General features: G+C 69.4%; 2 protein-coding genes. One reads left to right on the forward strand and one right to left on the reverse strand.

From position 1 onward, the window contains the following. Positions 1 to 3 precede the first annotated feature (3 nt). On the reverse strand, positions 4 to 1,392 hold the full coding sequence (locus G6018_RS10665; protein WP_182610047.1) for a M1 family metallopeptidase: 1,389 nt from the start codon (positions 1,390 to 1,392) through the stop codon (positions 4 to 6). 157 nt (positions 1,393 to 1,549) lie between these two features. On the opposite strand from G6018_RS10665, the gene G6018_RS10670 reads away from it, so the two are divergent. Next, complete coding sequence (locus G6018_RS10670) at positions 1,550 to 1,999, forward strand: hypothetical protein (RefSeq protein ID WP_182610046.1); 450 nt, start codon at positions 1,550 to 1,552, stop codon at positions 1,997 to 1,999. The last annotated feature ends 19 nt before the right edge of the window (positions 2,000 to 2,018 follow it).

Below are 2,018 nucleotides of genomic sequence, written 5' to 3' on the forward strand. Positions count from 1 at the left end.
GGTTCAGCGGCGGCCGGCGTGGTCATCGGGCATGCCGAGGGTGGGTGGCAGCGGTTCCGAGAACAGCCACGCGGACCACAGGGGACGCAGGTCGACGGGGGAGTGGTCGGCGGCCATGTGCAGGAAGTCGTCGGTGGTCGCGGTGCTGCCCGAGTACTTGGTCACCCAGTCACGCAGCAGCTGGAAGAACTGCTCGTCGCCGATCGTCAGGCGCAGGGCGTGCAGGGTGAGCGCGCCGCGCTTGTAGACGCGGTCGTCGAACATGTCCTTGGGGCCGGGGTCGGCCAGGAGCAGGTCCTGGGGTGAGTTCTGCAGCTTGGAGTAGTAGCGCAGCGCGTGGCTGCCCGCGTCGGCGCCGCCGGAGAACTCGGTCCACAGCCACTCGGCGTAGCAGGCGAAGCCCTCGTGGAGCCAGATGTGCTTCCATTCGGCGGCGGTGACGGCGTTGCCGAACCACTGGTGCGCGAGTTCGTGGGCGATCAGCCGCTCGTCGTCCGTGCCCGCCTCGGCGGTGTTGCGGCCGAACGTGGACATGCCCATCGCCTCGAGGGGGATCTCCAGCTCGTCGTCGGTCACCACCACCTTGTACTCACCGAACGGGTACGGGCCGAACAGGTCGGTGAAGACCTCGATCATCTCGAGCTGGCGGGCGAACGCCACCCGGAAGTCCCGCTTGAGGTCCGCGGGCAGGTAGGCGTGGAACGGCACCGCCCCACCCGTCACCTCCAGGTGCTCGTACTGCCCCAGGTTGATCGTCACGAGGTAGGTGGAGGTGGGCTGCGGGAGGTCGAACTCCCAGGTGGTGGTGCTGCCGCTGCGCTTCTTGCCCACCAGCGAACCGGTCACGACCGCGCGGTACGGGGAGTCGGTGGTGAGCCGGATCCGGAACGGGGCCTTGGACGACGGGTGGTCGTCGCACGGGAACCAGCTGGCGGCGCCGTTGGGCTGGTTGGCCACCAGGACCCCGTCGGTCAGTTCCTCCCACCCGACCTCACCCCATGCGCCGCGGATCGGGCGCGGGTTGCCCGCGTACCGGATGGTGAGCGTGAACGCGGCACCGACGGGGATCGGCTCGGCCGGGGTGACGGTGAGCTTGCCCCGCGGCCGGCTGTACCTGGCGACCCGACCGCGGTCGAGAGACACCTTGGACACGTCGAGGTGGGGGGACAGGTCGAGCTGCACCGAGTCGAGCGGTTCGGTGGCCGTGGCGGTGATGACGGCCTGGCCACGCAGGTTGTTGGAGCTCATCTTGTAGGTGAGGTCCAGTTCGTACCGGGTCACCCGGTAGCCGTGGTTCCCGGCGCTGGGCAGGTAGGGGTCGACCGGATCGGCGCGCGACGAATCGCGGGGGGCTGCGATCTTGGCGATGAGGTCCTTCTTGACTGCCTTCAATTCCATGACCTGCGCGAGTGTAGTGGACCCGGGGTGATCGGCACCGCCCCCGGCGGCCGGGCGGTGAAAACTACTTGCCAAAGTGGAAAGTAGTTGCCTATGGTCTAGTCATTGCCCGGTTGGACACTCCCGGGACCGTCACGAGGAAGGTGTCGCCATGACCACGGAGAACCCCGCCACCGGCGAGCTCGATCGCGCCGAGGCCGCCCGGCTCCTGGCGGAGGTCGAGGGTCGCCCGCCGGTCAGCTCCACGCGCGACGCCCGGGTCTTCGCCTGGTTCGCCGCCGTCATCGCGGTGGTGATGGGTGCCGGGACCATCGCGATCATGTTCTCCAACTGGGCGATGGTGCCGTACGTGGTGCTGCTGTTCGCCGTGATCTTCTGGCAGCGGCGATCGATCGGCGCCAGTCCCCGTGGTTCGGCCCGGACGTACCTCTGGGGGGTCGCGGGCTCCGGCGTGGTGGTCCTCGTCGTCGTCACCGGGTTGCACGTCATCCGCACCACGATCGGCCTCACCCCCTGGTGGTACCTCCTCGGTGCGGTGCTGGTGGCGGTGCCCGGACTGATCGCCGCCGCGCGCATCGCACGCCGGGGTGCCGCCCGGTGACCGGCCCGCAGGGCGAGGC

The organism is Dietzia sp. DQ11-44, assembly GCF_014145205.1.
Taxonomy (GTDB): domain Bacteria; phylum Actinomycetota; class Actinomycetes; order Mycobacteriales; family Mycobacteriaceae; genus Dietzia; species Dietzia natronolimnaea.